Annotated in this window: 18 protein-coding genes; 7 read left to right on the top strand and 11 right to left on the bottom strand. The window is 43.7% G+C overall.

Features of this window, described 5'->3' with window-relative positions:
• Positions 1–23: 23 nt before the first annotated feature.
• The 6 genes from glyQ to PNUC_RS09640 form a co-directional block, all read right to left on the bottom strand.
• Positions 24–908, bottom strand: coding sequence for a glycine--tRNA ligase subunit alpha (gene glyQ / locus PNUC_RS09665; RefSeq protein WP_011903698.1), 885 nt, complete (start codon positions 906–908; stop codon positions 24–26).
• A gap of 60 nt (positions 909–968) precedes the next feature.
• On the bottom strand, positions 969–2,444 hold the full coding sequence (lnt, locus tag PNUC_RS09660) for an apolipoprotein N-acyltransferase (protein WP_256205796.1): 1,476 nt from the start codon (positions 2,442–2,444) through the stop codon (positions 969–971).
• Between the two features lie 44 nt (positions 2,445–2,488).
• Complete coding sequence (locus tag PNUC_RS09655; protein WP_011903696.1) at positions 2,489–3,328, bottom strand: HlyC/CorC family transporter; 840 nt, start codon at positions 3,326–3,328, stop codon at positions 2,489–2,491.
• Between the two features lie 54 nt (positions 3,329–3,382).
• Complete coding sequence (gene ybeY / locus PNUC_RS09650; protein WP_011903695.1) at positions 3,383–3,850, bottom strand: rRNA maturation RNase YbeY; 468 nt, start codon at positions 3,848–3,850, stop codon at positions 3,383–3,385.
• Positions 3,840–5,186 (bottom strand): tRNA (N6-isopentenyl adenosine(37)-C2)-methylthiotransferase MiaB, encoded by a 1,347-nt coding sequence (gene miaB / locus PNUC_RS09645; RefSeq protein WP_011903694.1) that lies wholly within the window; start codon positions 5,184–5,186, stop codon positions 3,840–3,842. The genes ybeY and miaB overlap by 11 nt, the downstream gene beginning before the upstream one ends.
• Positions 5,187–5,253: 67 nt before the next feature.
• Complete coding sequence (locus PNUC_RS09640; protein WP_011903693.1) at positions 5,254–6,516, bottom strand: putative Na+/H+ antiporter; 1,263 nt, start codon at positions 6,514–6,516, stop codon at positions 5,254–5,256.
• A gap of 58 nt (positions 6,517–6,574) precedes the next feature.
• Here PNUC_RS09640 and PNUC_RS09635 point away from each other — a divergent pair, with 58 nt between their 5' ends.
• Both PNUC_RS09635 and PNUC_RS09630 read left to right on the top strand, forming a co-directional pair.
• Positions 6,575–6,985, top strand: a complete 411-nt coding sequence (locus tag PNUC_RS09635) for a rhodanese-like domain-containing protein (protein WP_011903692.1) — start codon at positions 6,575–6,577, stop codon at positions 6,983–6,985.
• Positions 6,986–7,022: 37 nt separating this feature from the next.
• Positions 7,023–7,412: an OsmC family protein gene (locus PNUC_RS09630; RefSeq protein WP_011903691.1), complete on the top strand. Its 390-nt coding sequence runs from the start codon at positions 7,023–7,025 to the stop codon at positions 7,410–7,412.
• 44 nt (positions 7,413–7,456) lie between these two features.
• Here the strand turns inward: PNUC_RS09630 and PNUC_RS09625 are convergent, their stop codons facing one another.
• Both PNUC_RS09625 and PNUC_RS09620 read right to left on the bottom strand, forming a co-directional pair.
• Complete coding sequence (locus PNUC_RS09625; protein ID WP_011903690.1) at positions 7,457–7,744, bottom strand: glycine zipper domain-containing protein; 288 nt, start codon at positions 7,742–7,744, stop codon at positions 7,457–7,459.
• A gap of 44 nt (positions 7,745–7,788) precedes the next feature.
• Positions 7,789–8,151: a Rap1a/Tai family immunity protein gene (locus PNUC_RS09620; RefSeq protein ID WP_011903689.1), complete on the bottom strand. Its 363-nt coding sequence runs from the start codon at positions 8,149–8,151 to the stop codon at positions 7,789–7,791.
• 77 nt (positions 8,152–8,228) lie between these two features.
• Here PNUC_RS09620 and PNUC_RS10980 point away from each other — a divergent pair, with 77 nt between their 5' ends.
• Positions 8,229–8,357 (top strand): ammonium transporter, encoded by a 129-nt coding sequence (locus PNUC_RS10980; RefSeq protein ID WP_143070085.1) that lies wholly within the window; start codon positions 8,229–8,231, stop codon positions 8,355–8,357.
• Positions 8,358–8,401: 44 nt separating this feature from the next.
• Positions 8,402–8,926, top strand: a complete 525-nt coding sequence (locus tag PNUC_RS09615) for a gamma carbonic anhydrase family protein (RefSeq protein ID WP_011903688.1) — start codon at positions 8,402–8,404, stop codon at positions 8,924–8,926.
• A 21-nt stretch (positions 8,927–8,947) separates the two neighbouring features.
• Here PNUC_RS09615 and maiA read toward each other — a convergent pair whose 3' ends face one another.
• Positions 8,948–9,640, bottom strand: coding sequence for a maleylacetoacetate isomerase (gene maiA / locus PNUC_RS09610; protein ID WP_011903687.1), 693 nt, complete (start codon positions 9,638–9,640; stop codon positions 8,948–8,950).
• 89 nt (positions 9,641–9,729) lie between these two features.
• On the opposite strand from maiA, the gene PNUC_RS09605 reads away from it, so the two are divergent.
• The gene (locus PNUC_RS09605; RefSeq protein ID WP_011903686.1) at positions 9,730–10,359 is read left to right on the top strand and encodes a trimeric intracellular cation channel family protein; all 630 of its coding nucleotides are present in this window, start codon (positions 9,730–9,732) and stop codon (positions 10,357–10,359) included.
• Positions 10,360–10,639: 280 nt separating this feature from the next.
• Positions 10,640–12,310 carry an MFS transporter gene (locus PNUC_RS09600; protein ID WP_011903685.1) on the top strand — a complete coding sequence of 557 codons (1,671 nt, stop codon included), beginning with the start codon at positions 10,640–10,642 and terminating at the stop codon, positions 12,308–12,310.
• 53 nt (positions 12,311–12,363) lie between these two features.
• Here PNUC_RS09600 and PNUC_RS09595 read toward each other — a convergent pair whose 3' ends face one another.
• Positions 12,364–12,975, bottom strand: coding sequence for an MOSC domain-containing protein (locus PNUC_RS09595; protein ID WP_011903684.1), 612 nt, complete (start codon positions 12,973–12,975; stop codon positions 12,364–12,366).
• An 18-nt stretch (positions 12,976–12,993) separates the two neighbouring features.
• The gene (locus tag PNUC_RS09590; protein ID WP_011903683.1) at positions 12,994–13,314 is read right to left on the bottom strand and encodes a DUF6150 family protein; all 321 of its coding nucleotides are present in this window, start codon (positions 13,312–13,314) and stop codon (positions 12,994–12,996) included.
• A 56-nt stretch (positions 13,315–13,370) separates the two neighbouring features.
• Between PNUC_RS09590 and PNUC_RS09585 the strand changes: the two genes are divergently transcribed.
• Positions 13,371–13,802 (top strand): hypothetical protein, encoded by a 432-nt coding sequence (locus tag PNUC_RS09585; protein ID WP_011903682.1) that lies wholly within the window; start codon positions 13,371–13,373, stop codon positions 13,800–13,802.
• Positions 13,803–13,816 lie beyond the last annotated feature (14 nt).

The following is a 13,816-nucleotide window of genomic DNA, read 5'->3' as shown; positions in this document are numbered from 1 at the left end:
TGTGTCGATTTCAGTGCCAGAAATTAGGCTTTAACTTGTCGTTGACACATTGGAAAGCCCAACTTTTCTCTAGACTCAAAGTAGGCCTGAGCAACTGCGCGCGAGAGATTTCGAATCCGGCCAATATAGGCTGCACGTTCTGTAACAGAGATTGCGCCACGGGCATCCAATAGATTAAATGTATGTGCAGCCTTTAGAACCATCTCATATGCCGGTAAAGCCAATGGCACTTCCATCAAGCGTTTTGCTTCACTTTCAAAATTGGTGAAGTTTGCAAAGAGTAGGTCCGTATTGGAATGCTCAAAGTTATAACAAGACTGCTCTACTTCATTTTGATGATAGACATCGCCATAAGAAATGCCATCGGCCCAAACTAAGTCGTACACGTTAGAGCAGTTTTGGATATACATTGCCAAACGTTCAATGCCGTATGTAATTTCTCCTAGAACTGGCTTGCAGTCTAGGCCGCCTACTTGCTGAAAATAAGTAAATTGCGTTACTTCCATCCCATTGAGCCAAACTTCCCAACCTAAGCCCCAGGCACCAAGCGTTGGATTTTCCCAGTCATCCTCAACGAAACGAATATCGTTTTGTTTGAGGTCAAGACCTAAGGTTGCTAAAGAGCCAAGATAGAGCTCTAAAATATTTTCTGGTGCTGGCTTAAGAACTACTTGGTATTGGTAGTAATGTTGCAAGCGGTTCGGGTTCTCACCATAGCGGCCATCCTTAGGACGGCGTGATGGCTGAACATAGGCTGCTTTCCAGGGTTCGGGTCCAATTGCTCTTAAGAAGGTGGCGGTATGTGATGTACCGGCGCCTACCTCGAGGTCGATGGGTTGCAATAGGGCACAACCTTGTTGGTCCCAATAATCTTGAAGTTTAAGAATGATTTGCTGAAAAGTAAGCATGTTTAACCTGGCTAAGCCTTTGATTTTACATGGCTAGCGACTGAAAGCGCTAAAAATGAACTAAAAACGCCTTAGGCGGATAAGGGCCCAGATGAGAAGAAGGCACGAAAAGCTCAGGATGGGTAAATTACCCCAAATGACATAAGGTGTTTTCCCGCTATAGGTCTGCACTTGGGTGTTTAGGGTAGTTTGGGTAAATTCCGGAACAGATTGCAAGACTTTGCCGTTCGAGCTGAGGACTGAGGTGATGCCAGTATTGGTGGCGCGTAAGGCTGGCAATCCTGTTTCAAGAGAGCGTAATTGAGAGAGTCTTAGCTGCTGCATTGGCGCTTGAGATTGACCAAACCACGCAAGATTGGTCATGTTAATTAATAGATTAACGGGTTGCTTGCTTTGGCGAATACGGGTTGCCAGTTCACTGCCAAAAACATCCTCATAACAAATGGTGATTGCAGCATGAATATCCAGTTGATCTTTTCGTACCACTGTTAGAGGCGACTGATCTGCGCCACCTCGCGCAAAGTCACTTAAAGGCACGCGAAATGCATCAATGAACCAACGAAAGCCCAGAGGTATAAATTCACCAAAAGGAACTAAGTGAAATTTGTCATATTGGTAAGGAATTTGATTTGGACTAAGCCCTAATGCACGATTCGTATATTGCATAGTGCCATCGGTATTAACTTCACCAATCAAACCTAACAATACATTGCTTTCGGTATTGCTAGAAAAAGTTTGCAAGTAATTAATGAGGCCTATTGGAAGATTCACTTGTGGCCAGGGGAAGGCGGTTTCAGGAACGACAATCAGATTGGCAGGCGTCTTGATTATTTCTTTTGTGTAGAAATCAATTTGTTGTCCAATAGCTAGAGGATTAAATTTAAGGCTTTGCGCAAAATTCCCTTGAATTAAGCGAACGCTGATTGGTTCACCAAATGGTTTTGTAAAGTTAATTAGTCCTATCGCTTGAGTGAATGCAATAACGCCAACAATAGCAAGGCTACTTGTGAGCCATCGCCCTTTAATTTGAAGTAACTCCCATGAGCACCAGATAGTTAAAAATGTACAAGCTAATCCTCCGAAAATAGGTGCTATTCCGGCAAAGGGACCATTAATCTGCGTTTCAGCAAAGCCCATCCAAGGAAATCCAGTAAATAGATATCCGCGTAAAAAATCCATGGCAACCCAACTGGCAGCCAAAATGAGACCTGATACACCCGATTTTTTAAAGAGGGGGATTGCAAGGCAGGCTATAGAGAAGTAAATAGCCAGGCACGATGACAGCAAAAATACTGCAAGAACGGAGAGTAGGGCATGCATGCCACCAACATCATGCATGCTAATGTAAAGCCACCAAACCCCCACAACAAAATAACCAAGCCCAAATGTAAATCCAGAAAGAGCCTGTTTTTTTATGGGTAGTGCTTCTTGCAAACCTAGTCGCCACCATACTAAAGAGAGGATAGGTATTTGAATCCATCCGCCGTAAGCGAGCTCAGCAGCCACTGCTAGGAGGACCCCTAAGACAAAGAGCAAAATCAAATTCAGGATGCTAAAACTTTGTTTTTGCAAGACGAGACTCAGTCAGCTTTTTTAGAAATTTGGCGGGCTAATAGAATATGAATCTGGCGAGGGTCAGCACGTTGCACCTCAAACTCAATTCCATCAATCTCAATGAGCTCACCCATTTTTGGAACGCGGCCCAAATGTTGAATGACGAGACCGGCTACTGTTTCGATATCTTCGGGCGCAAAATGGGTGCCCAATGTTTCGTTGAATTGCTCTAGCTCTGTAATGCCTTTAACGCGAATATCACCATTATCTAAAGAGATGATGTTATCAGCCTCCTCATCAATATCATGTTCATCTTCGATATCACCAACAATTTGCTCTAGGACATCTTCAATGGTGATAATGCCCGCGACCCCACTATATTCATCAACAACTACAGCTAAGTGATTCCGATTGTCTTTGAAATCGCGCAGTAACACACTCAAACGTTTTGATTCTGGAATAAAAACTGCTGGACGTAACCAGTCTCGAACTTGAAAATCTTTTTCCGTGGAGTGGCGCAGCAAATCTTTGGCCAATAAGATGCCAATCACGTTATCCCGACTTCCTTCAAATACAGGAAAGCGTGAGTGAGCGGCCTCAATAACGGATTTCACGATTTCAGGCAAAGCCAAACCGATATCGATCCAGTCGATCTGAGCGCGTGGCACCAAAATGTCTCGCGCACATAGCTGCCCCACCTGAAAGACGCCTTCAATCATAGAGAGGGCGTCGGCGTCGATTAATCCCTCAGTTTGAGCTTCACGCAGTGTTTCAATCAGTTCTTGGCGACGTTCGCTCGGACTGGTCGGTTGCGGCGACAGGAACTCGGCAAGTCGGTCTAGTAGGGATTTGTTGGGGTCAGGCATGTTGCAAGAATAGCGTAGAAATAAGACAAATTATTAAATGAAGGGGATAGAAATTTATTGTGTTGTTAGGTAGGGGTCCGTAAAACCCAATTTTTTCAGAAGTGCCACCTCTAATTTTTCCATCTTCTTTGTTTCTTTTTCATGTTCGTGATCAAAGCCTTGAGCATGAAGACATCCATGAACGATCAAATGGGCTAAATGTGCTTTTACAGTTTTACCTTGCTCTTTTGCCTCTTTCCGAATCACTGGTAGGCAAAAAATAATATCAGCGCTTAAAGCGCTTTTTGAGTGCTCATAGGGAAATGTCAAAACATTGGTTGCGTAATGTTTTTTTCGAAAGGCTGCATTCAGTTTTTTCCCTTCGGTCGAATTCACAAAACGTAGTGTGAGAAGACCGCTAAGAGGAGTAGCAGCTTTGATCCATTTTTTGATCAAAGCTGAAGAGGCAATTTTCTTAAGGGCTGCTTCAATAGCTGGGCTCGCCGTCTGAATATCAATCAATAGTTTTGAGTTAGATGACATGAGTCTCTACCAATTCACCGCGGAGAGTGTAATTAAGCACCTCAGTAATGCGAATATCTACCATTTCTCCAATCAAGCCGTCGATATTTTGATCTGGCGGGGAAAAATGAATGACTCGATTGTTTTCAGCGCGACCTTGAAGGTTAACTCCGTCTTTAGCTAAGCCTTCAATGAGGACTCTTTCAGTCTTGCCCAACATTTTTTGGCTAATCTGATTTGATTGCCCTTCAATTAACGCCAAGAGAGTTTGTAGACGCTTTAATTTCACTTCGTAGGGAGTGTCATCGCTTAAGTTAGCCGCCGGCGTGCCTGGGCGTGGGCTAAAGATAAAGCAAAAGCTGTTATCGAAATCGAGCTCTTGCACCATTTTTAATAACTTCTCAAAATCGGCATCCGTCTCCCCCGGAAAGCCCACAATGAAATCACTTGATAGCGTAAGGTCAGGACGTACAGCACGCATCTTCCGAATAATGCTTTTATATTCCAAAGCAGTATAGCCACGCTTCATGGCTGACAGAATTGAGTCAGAACCATGTTGGACTGGTAGATGAAGATGGCTTACTAACTTAGGAACCTTGGCATACACATCAATCAAGCGTTGAGTAAATTCTTTAGGATGGCTGGTTGTAAAACGAATCCGCTCTACTCCGGGAATTTCTGCGATGTATTCAATTAACAAAGCAAAGTCTGCAATCTCTTCGGCATCTCCCATTTTTCCAAGATACGCATTGACGTTTTGTCCAAGCAGCACGATTTCTTTTACGCCTTTGCTGGCAAGACCGGCAACCTCGGTTAACACATCATCAAATGGCCTGGAAACTTCCTCGCCGCGGGTATATGGCACTACACAGTAACTGCAGTATTTAGAGCAGCCCTCCATGATGGAAACGTAAGCAGAGCCACGCGTTTGACGGGAGGCTGGGAGGTGATCAAACTTCTCAATCTCAGGAAAGGAGATATCTACTTGAGAGAGACCTGTTTTTCGACGTTGTGCAATGAGATCGCTTAAACGATGTAAGGTTTGGGGGCCAAATACAACGTCTACATAAGGCGCACGACTAACAATTTGGCGGCCTTCTTGACTAGCTACGCATCCACCAACGCCAATTAACATATGAGGTTTAGTTTTTTTGAGCTCTCTTAAGCGCCCAAGATCAGAAAACACTTTATCTTCGGCTTTCTCGCGTATAGAGCATGTGTTTAGTAAAACAACATCCGCATCTTCAGGGGTGTCTGTCATGACCATGCCCTCATCGGCATGGAGTAGGTCCGCCATTTTGCCCGAGTCATACTCGTTCATTTGGCAACCAAAGGTTTTGATATAGAGCTTTTTCATATGCCGTTCTCAGATTTATAGCTGGGGGCGAAGCTCAGATTTTACTGTGAATGCGGCTTTAACCCTATTAAAAAACGCGATAAGCAAAAATAGCCACCACTGTAGGGGGTATAGCGGCAATGAGAAGATGTAATGCAGATACGGCCCCATTGGGAAAGTGATGACGCAAGATTGCAATACCAGCTGGATTGGGTGCATTTGCAATCACCGTTAATCCTCCGCCAGCAACAGCGCCGCCTACCAATGCCAGTTTAAATTCCGGGGAGGTGCCAGTTACCAGTGAGCCTAAATAGGTCAATGCAGCATTATCGGTAATAGCGGTAAGCGCGAGGCTGCCATAAAAGACGGCCGTTGGTTCCATCATGCTCAGGATCGGTTGTAACCACCATCCTTGAAGAGCCCCCAAAACTACTAATCCTCCCAAGAAAAAACCAACTAGTAGAGCTTCTTTCAAAATAAGTGGGCTTTGATGTTTGGGATACGCTGTTGTGTAACCAATAAAGAAAAGTAATAGCCACATAAAAATAATAGGATCATGTGCAAACACTACTACGCCACATAAAAATAACAAGTGCATCAAGATCACTGCAAGGGGTACTTTAGTAGTCGTGCTATTCGTGACAGGTTCAACCAACTGACGATGAAACAGTAGTGTTGCGCCCAACGCATTGATGAAGATGGCAATACTAGATTCAAGGCCAAAATTAGTGAACATAAATGCTGAGCTCCAGTCCCAGGTCGTTGCTACCATGAGAACGGGAGGCGCTGCAAAATTAGTCAGAGTTCCGCCAATAGAAATATTGACAAATAACACTCCGAGCGTGCCAAACAATAATGCTTTAGAACATTGATGGCGGTATACCAAATCTCGTAGTAAGAATGCGGCCAAGGTCATTGCAGCTGGCTCAGTGATGACTGAACCCAAGAGAGGTGTAATGGCAAGCGTTAAAAAATATAAAGCCGGTGCTTTTTTCAGTCGCAAGAGAAATTGAAGTGCCCGCGCTAAGGTATGCAGGAATTGGGTTGACACATAGAGTATCGGTTTGCTTCCAGCCACAATCATGATGGCAAAAACAAATAAAGGCTCAGTAAAGTTGCGTTTATTTAGGAATGCTTTGGCAGTATTGAGGTCATCGTAGAGGCTGATAAAAATAACCAAAATTGCAGCCCAAAAACCAAAAACAATTTCTACTTCACCCAGTAAATGCCAAAGACCGGCATGTCGACGAGACTGGTGAGCGAGAGTTTCAAAATAACCCGTGCAAAAAGTATGCAAAACTGCGATTGCAAAAATAATTGTTGCGCCGAGTTCTGTAGCGGTAAAGTTCATACCAGAATGGTAGCAGGTGTCCCCCTCGTTAACAGCATTGGTGATTTAGGAGATTTTGATGAAATTAAAGATTGGATATCAAGCGCTGATTGATAACGCAATGGAGGCAATTGAGACAATCCCATTGGATAAGGCGCAGGAATTGTTGTCTGACTCAAATGCGGTATTTGTCGATATTCGGGATGTGCGCGAGTTGGAGCGAGAGGGAATGATTCCAAATGCTTTGCATGCCCCGCGTGGCATGTTGGAATTCTGGGTTGATCCCGATAGCCCTTATTACAAGCCGATATTTGGCGAAGGAAAACGCCTAATCTTGTATTGCGCATCAGCCTGGCGTTCTGCTTTAGCTACAGAAATACTGCAAAAGATGGGGGTTCCAAACGTCTGCCACCTGGCTGGCGGATTTAACGCTTGGAAGAAAGCCTCTTTACCTACTGTTGAAAAAGCTTCTAAGCCCCACTCTGGTTAAATAACTACTAAATTGATTCATTAACCTAAGGGTAATCATGAGAAAAGTAACTTCACAATTTGGCGATGGATCATTGCAGCAAAAACTGACAGTCGGTGATCTGCATTTTTTATCGGATGCAGGATTGCAAAATGGGGGTGATGGAGCTGGTCCTAATCCTCATGAATTTTTGGGTGCAGCTTTAGCAGCATGCACTAGCATGACATTAAAAATGTATGCGGGTCGTAAGGCAATGAATCTAGAGAATGCGGTTGTGACTGTTGATATTGAGCGCAACGACGAGGTTGAAAAATTTTCTCGTGATATTCAGTTGATCGGCAATCTGAGTGTGGAAGAAAAAGAACGTTTATTAGAGATTGCTAATAAATGTCCAATTCATAAAGCATTGACAGGGCAAATACAAATAAAAACCCAGCTTGTAAGTTAATACAAGCTGGGCTGTTTTGTTGCTTAGTCTAACGAGCTAACGAATTAGTTAGGCGCATTGTTTGGCTGATTATTTTTGCCAGCGTTGTAACCTGCGTTGTAGTTAGAGCCTTCATTTTTCTTATAAGCATCATAAGCATAACCAGAGGCTGCACCTACAGCGGCGCCACCAACTACACCCCAGATTGGGTTGCCGTGGAATATAGCTGTTCCTACGCCACCTGCAACGGCACCAATAGAGGCGCCAGATAAAGTGCGTTGTTCAGTATTGCTCATACCAGAGCATCCTGTGATTGCTACAGCAGCAGCTGTGATTGCAATAATTTTTTTCATGTCAACTGTTCCTTAAGTATTGTGTATTGGCAGAGTAATGTGGATTATTTCTTGCCACATGGAAAGCGATCAGCCAAAAAGCCTAGGAATACACCAGCTGCAGGTTTGTCAGCGAATTGTTGGTTTTCCCCAGCCCATTTAACAAAGTCACCAATAACAACATCACGTTGTGGCGCTGGTTGTTTTACACAGATAAAAGGTTTTGCGCGTTGTGGGTGACGAGTTACTAAATAAGTGTCATATACGCTAGTGGCATAGCCAACACAGAAGCTACGTGATTCAGGGCTTGCAGGTAATTTGCAAACATTTACCAGCTCTTGGGTGCTGAGCACTTGGATTTTTTCTTGAGCTTGCACAAGGCCTGAAAAGGCGCCAAGAGCGGCTAAAACGACTAGGACTTTCTTCATGGGTTCTCCCTTAAGTGTATGTAATGCGATCATAAACCATTGTGAGAGTGCTTTGGATGTGGGTATTACCTAGGTAAGTGACTAAATTTTGCAGTGCATCGAAGCTCATTGCGGGAATTCGGATGCCTCAAGAAGAGGAATATGAGGGCGCAGATTTAAGTGTGCATCGCATTTCTTCCACACCAGATCGCAAACCGAATTGGTAGCTAGTAAGTCCGGATATGGCGATGATTCTTACCTATAATGAGTCATGGCTATATTTGAACTGGACGGAAATGCCCCTCAACTTGCCCAGGGCGCGTGGGTTGCTGAAAGTGCTGAAGTTATCGGCAGGGTAGAACTGCATCGAAATGCCAATATTTGGCCAAATGTTGTTATTCGTGGCGATAACGATTTAATTCAGATTGGCGAAGGAAGCAATGTGCAGGACGCTTCTGTATTGCATACCGATCCCGGATATGAGCTCATTATCGGCAAAGAAGTTACCGTTGGTCATAAGGTGATGCTTCATGGCTGCCATATTGGCGATGGTAGTTTGATTGGCATTGGCGCGGTTATCTTAAATGGCGCCAAAATTGGAAAGCACTGTCTTGTAGGTGCGGGTGCACTCGTCACTGAAGGTAAAGAGTTTCCTGATAATTCTATGATTTTGGGTTCACCAGCCAAGGTTGTAAAGACGCTGAGTCCCGAACAAACTGCAGGTATGCAAGATATCGCTGGACGCTATGTAAAAAATGCTCAGCGCTATATCAAGACCTTGAAAAAGATCGCCTAATTTTTAGTGCTGACCCCATCACTATTCCTGCAGGCTAATGACGGGATTTGAACCCTCTGCATCAATCTGATTTTCCCAGGAGGCGTTAATAAATGCAGGAAGTTTCATGCATTCGTTAAATATACGCACGATAGTCGGATAGGGGCTTAGATTCATTTTATTGCCGAGCGCATTAAAGACTTGGGGTACTAAGCAAATATCGATCAGCCCGGGTTGTTCTCCTGCTGCAAAGCGACCCACCCTTGGATCAGTACTCAGTTGTTTTTCTAGACTATCCAGACCAACCGCAATCCAATGTTGATACCAGATATCTTTGGCTTCATTCGATACACCAATTTCTTTTACTAAATAACGCAATACTCGTAAATTATTGATGGGGTGTATATCGCTAGTGATATCCATTGCTAGCGATCGAACCCAAGCGCGATCACTAGTACCTTCGGGCAGAAGCGGGGGCTTAGCCTGAACATCATCAAGATATTCAATGATGGCTAGTGATTGGTGAATTTGACAATTCCCATCATCAAAGAAGGGTACTAAATGCGTCGGGTTCTTGAGCGAATATTCTTTGCTAAATTGCTCTCCCCCGCCTTTGCTTAAATGAACGGGAATGATTTCATAATCTATCCCTTTTAAGTTCAGGGCAATACGCACACGAAAGGCTGCGGAACTTCGCCAAAAGCTATAAAGCTTGGGTTTTTTCTGTAGCGTCATTCTTGACCTCTGTGGGATTAATTATTGTCAGTATATTGATGCCTCTTAATTTAGGTTGAAGTTCATTAAAGTGCTTTAGACTTCTCTCTATGGAAGAGATTCAATTTTGGATTGGCATTGTTGCAACCATGGCGTTTGCTGTGACCGGCGTGCTGGCAATCGCTGATCGTGGCGTGGATATTTTTGGCGTGCTCGTTTTGGGTTTAATTACTGCAATTGGTGGCGGAACCATTCGCGACATCATTTTGGAGATTCCTCCATTTTGGTCAGAAAATCAAATTTATGTTTGGCTCGCATTGGCAGCAAGCGTCGCCACTTTTTTTGCTGAATCTTTTTTTACTCAGCCACAAATTTATCGTTGGATGCTATACATCGATGGATTTGGTGCTGCCTTATTTGCTATTCAAGGAGCGACTAAAGCTTGGATGATGGGTTTTGGTTTGCCTGTGGGGCCAGTTATTTTAGGTGTTATTACGGCCATTGGTGGTGGCCTTATACGAGATGTACTGGCTGGTCGTAAAACACTCATCATGTCGCATGAGCTTTATGCAATTCCGGTAACGCTCGGCTGCTCAGTTTATGTGCTCATCCTCAACTTTACGCCGCAATATGCAATTGAGGGCTCTGCCTTTTGCATGCTGGGTATCTTTGCTATACGTGCAGCCGCTATTCATTGGGATTTACACGTTCCCAAAATGTTTATTACTAAAACGCGCTAACTGCACCATCTTTTTAGGGGCTGGAAAACCCAAAAGGAATCGCTTCAAATCCCCCATTTTGGCGCATGGTTATTTTGAGCTTGCTGGATTTGAGGTTGATTTATTAACAGACCTAAGGCCGGGTGTTGTTGCGTCCATATCTTCAGTTGGTAAATTTTTTGGGGAAAACCCCCATCCTTTTGGATGAGTAATTACCCTAACTAGGGGATTTCTTTGATTTTTTTCAAAGCATAATCAACTCGTTGTTATTTATTCCAATAAAAATAGTTAGGAGCTACTGATGTCAACATCAACTAAAGCAGCCCCAATGACCGCCGAAGAGCGCAAAGTTATTTTTGCTTCCTCATTAGGTACGGTTTTTGAGTGGTACGACTTTTACTTGTACGGTTCACTTGCGGCAATTATTGCTAAGCAATTCTTCTCAGGACTAGATTCTGGTTCTGCGTTCATTTTCGCTTTGCTTGCGTTTGCCGCTGGTTTCATCGTGCGTCCATTTGGCGCGTTGGTGTTTGGTCGTTTAGGTGATTTGATTGGTCGTAAATACACCTTCTTGGTCACCATCCTCTTGATGGGTGGCTCAACCTTCATTGTGGGCATTCTGCCTAACTACGCCACTATCGGCGTTGCTGCTCCTGTTATCTTGATCGCTCTACGTATGCTTCAAGGCTTGGCTTTGGGTGGCGAGTACGGCGGTGCCGCTACTTATGTTGCAGAACACGCACCTCATGGTCGCCGTGGCGCATACACCGCTTGGATTCAGACAACCGCTACTTTGGGTTTGTTCCTTTCCTTGCTCGTCATTTTGTTTACCCGTGAATTCACTGGGCCAGACTTTGACGTGTGGGGCTGGCGTGTTCCTTTCATCGTTTCTATCGCATTGTTGGCTGTTTCTGTATGGATTCGTTTATCCATGAATGAGTCACCAGCTTTCAAGAAGATGAAAGAAGAGGGCAAGTTATCTAAAGCACCTTTGACAGAATCTTTTGGTCAATGGAAAAACTTGAAGATTGTTATCTTGGCATTGTTTGGGTTAGTAGCTGGTCAGGCAGTGGTTTGGTATACCGGTCAGTTCTATGCACTGTTCTACCTTACTCAAGTATTGAAGGTAGATCCTAAGACGGCTAACTTGTTGATTGCTGCTTCATTGGTTATCGGTACCCCGTTCTTCGTAGTGTTTGGTAGTTTGTCTGACAGGATCGGCCGTAAAGTCATCATCATGGGCGGCTTGTTATTGGCTGTAATCACTTACATCCCTAACACTCCTGTTTCTGTGTTCAATGCTTTGACTCACTTCGCTAACCCAGCGTTAGAAAAAGCAATGGCAACAGCGCCAGCAACCATTACCGCTGATGTCAACGAGTGCTCCTTCCAGTTCAATCCAACTGGCACAGCGAAGTTCACTAGCTCTTGCGATATCGCAAAACAAGTGATGGCAGCTAACTCTGCTAGCTACACTACTATTCCAGCTCCAGCTGGCAGCGTTGCTGTGGTCAAGATTGGTGATGTAGAGATTCCTGGCTACTCAGCTAAGGGATTGGATCCTGCTGAAGCAAAAGCGAAAGATGCTGAGTTTAAGAAGGCAATTCGTGATGCTTTAACTAAAGAAGGTTATCCAGTTAAAGCAGATCCAGCGCAAATTAACTACTTCGCTGTATTGTGCTTGTTGGTGTACTTGGTACTCCTCGTAACGATGGTTTATGGACCCATCGCTGCGATGTTGGTTGAGATGTTCCCAACTCGCATTCGTTACACCTCTATGTCTTTGCCATACCACATTGGTAACGGTTGGTTCGGCGGCCTCTTGCCAACGATCTCCTTTGCCTTGGTTGCGCAAAACGGTAACATTTACTACGGTCTCTGGTACCCAATCATCATCGCTGCGATGACATTGGTAATCGGTACACTGTTTGTACGTGAAACTAAAGACGTAGATATCTATGCACGTGACTAAGCTTCTTTAGTTAGTTGTAAATAAGAAGCCCGATCAGCAATGGTCGGGTTTTTTTATTCCCATAAATCTTTTTGATTTCGATTGTGTAAGAGCGCTTGATTTTGCTGAGCGATAGAGGTGTTTCTGGGGCCTGGTATTAAAGTAATTTCAGTGCCCGCGGCAAGTAAGCCCCTTTTTATTACACGAAGGTACCAGCCACTAAAGCCCGATTGCAACATGGCCTTAGCTGCGCCCTTGTAAGACAGAGCGGCATTAAATTTGAAGCAAGGTTCTCGTAGCTTTACCACTGAAAATTCGAGACCTCCCATCAAAAGTCTATCTCCAACAAAGACTTCAGTTTCAAGTAAGCCCTCGATAGTAAAGTTTTCTCCAATAGCCCCATGTTGTAAATTGACGGATCTTTTTGTTTCGCGAGTGAGCAACTCATTCCAGAACGCATAGTGCTCTGCTGGATAAACATAAATTGCTTTTTCAATTCCACCATGAACACTCAGATCAGCTTGTTCATCACCCTTTACTCCTAAAATAGTAATTTCAACTGACTGAAGATTTTGGAGGTCACTGATACTCTTCTTGTTAATAGCTGAAGCAACTGATTTGTAGTTGGGGTGATGATTGCCAAACAAGGAAATTACCTTGCCGGTGGAAATAGAAAGAAGTCTCATGAATAGAGGGAATATTTTTTAATAGCGACAGCGTGCATCACTTTTATATTTCGTGAAGTACACAATGAGATCCGCTTCAGATTTGTATTGTGTGTAATAAATGACCGCCCTGGCATCACCCTTATATTTTGTATAAAACCAAACGCCAGGCTCGTTATCGCTTGAATATTGAGTGTCATAGACAATACAGTTCGCTTCAGATGGATATTTAGTAACAAAGACTTTTGCATTGGCCTCTGAGGGGTAATTCGTGATGAAGATTTGAGCGGCAGATGCACGAAAGGGAAGGCAAATGCTCAAAAGCATGATGCTTAAAAAGAATGCGTAAAGTCTTTTCATTGTTAAAGAATATTACGTTTTCTCATTTTTTGGGTGGATTAGACTAATATGATTGCATGATGAAACCTCTTAAAAAGAAAGCCATTTTTGTCCTCACTCAAATGGCATTGTTATTCTTTTGCGCGATCTCAACTCAAACTGCTTGGGCTAAGTGGGAAGAGGAGCGGGACGTCACTACGAATGGCAAAGAAGAATTTGTCTACTATTTCAAGATGAACCCACAGGGTCAAAAATTAGTATTAGATAAGTACGTAAAGCGCCTGATATTTATACGGCCCGATAGGCTTAAGCGTTCGATTAGCCAAATCAAGGTTGATGGGGTAGTGATACCAGTCTCTAGCGATCCTTTCTCTCACTATCCAGAGCAAACAGCGATTACCTTTGAGAATAAGGACGAGGTCTTAAAAAAGCTTTTTTTGGCTAAAACGATTGAATTTAATGTTCGTTATGGTCAAGAGGAGGCTTTAAGCGTTTTTCAGATCAAATAAAGGCTTATTTCGGG

This window comes from Polynucleobacter asymbioticus QLW-P1DMWA-1 (assembly GCF_000016345.1).
Classification (GTDB): Bacteria; Pseudomonadota; Gammaproteobacteria; order Burkholderiales; family Burkholderiaceae; genus Polynucleobacter; species Polynucleobacter asymbioticus.
Note: the sequence above shows the minus strand (reverse complement) of the source record. Positions and strands in the feature narration are given on the sequence as shown.